The following is a 1039-nucleotide window of genomic DNA, read 5'->3' as shown; positions in this document are numbered from 1 at the left end:
GGCGTTGTTGCATAAAGTGCTGCCAAAGTCGAGGTAGCCTCGGCGCATGAGTGATTCGAGCTGGGGCAAGCGGCGCTACCGCACCACGAACTGGAAGGCGTACAACGCGGCGTTGAAGGCCCGAGGTGACCTGAGCATCTGGTTGAATGAAGACATGCAGTGGTACGCAGCACCAAGCGGCAAACGAGGACGCAATCAGACGTTCTCCGATGCAGCCATCCAGTTTTGCCTGACGATCAAATGCTTGTTCGGCTTGGCGCTTCGCCAAACGCTGGGATTGGTGCAATCGCTGCTGCGGCTATCCGGATTACCCTGGGCAGCCCCCGACTACAGCACGGTGTGCCGCAGGCAAAAAACGCTGAATGTCCAAGTGCCGTACCGCACAAGCAAAGGCGGCAGGGGTCTTCACATGCTCGTGGATTCCACGGGCATCAAATTCCTGGGTGAAGGCGAATGGAAGGCCAAGAAGCATGGAACTGAAAGACGTCGCCAGTGGCGCAAAGTGCATCTGGGCATCGATGCCGACACCTTGCAAATCCGCGCCATCGTGGTGACCACCAACGAGATCGGTGATTCTCCTGTGACTGCTGAATTGCTCGATCAGATTCCAGAAGATGAACCCATTGCCAGCGTCACGGGCGATGGCGCGTACGACACCAAGGATGTGTACGAGGCCTGCGCTCGTCGCAATGCCATTGCGATCATTCCACCACGCAAAGGCGCGCAATTGCGAAAAAGCGCTGCGTTTGCGGTCCGCAATGAAGCGGTCAAAGCGTGCAGGAGATTTGGTCGAGAAATCTGGAAACACTGGAGCAGCTACCACCGCCGGTCGTTGGTGGAAACGAAGATGAATTGCTTCAAGCGTCTGGGTGAAAAAGTGATGGCCCGTACGTTTGAACGACAAGTGGTTGAGTTGAATGTGCGTGCTGCCATCCTCAATCGATTCACAGAATTGGGAACGCCCGTGACGGTGGTCGTGGCATAACTCCGTCTGGGGTTTGGGGACGTGTGCTCTCAGGTCGGGTTGTGCAACAAAGCC

At 56.5% G+C, this 1039-nt stretch carries 1 protein-coding gene; it reads left to right on the top strand.

Annotation, left to right across the window (positions count from 1 at the left end; all coding sequences use genetic code 11):
• Window positions 1-46 precede the first annotated feature (46 nt).
• Window positions 47-985: an IS5 family transposase gene (locus tag ACFIQF_RS24605; protein ID WP_393946282.1), complete on the top strand. Its 939-nt coding sequence runs from the start codon at window positions 47-49 to the stop codon at window positions 983-985.
• Window positions 986-1039 lie beyond the last annotated feature (54 nt).

Origin of the sequence: Comamonas trifloxystrobinivorans, from assembly GCF_043359985.1 — a bacterium.
Classification (GTDB): Bacteria; Pseudomonadota; Gammaproteobacteria; order Burkholderiales; family Burkholderiaceae_C; genus Comamonas; species Comamonas trifloxystrobinivorans.
Note: the sequence above shows the minus strand (reverse complement) of the source record. Positions and strands in the feature narration are given on the sequence as shown.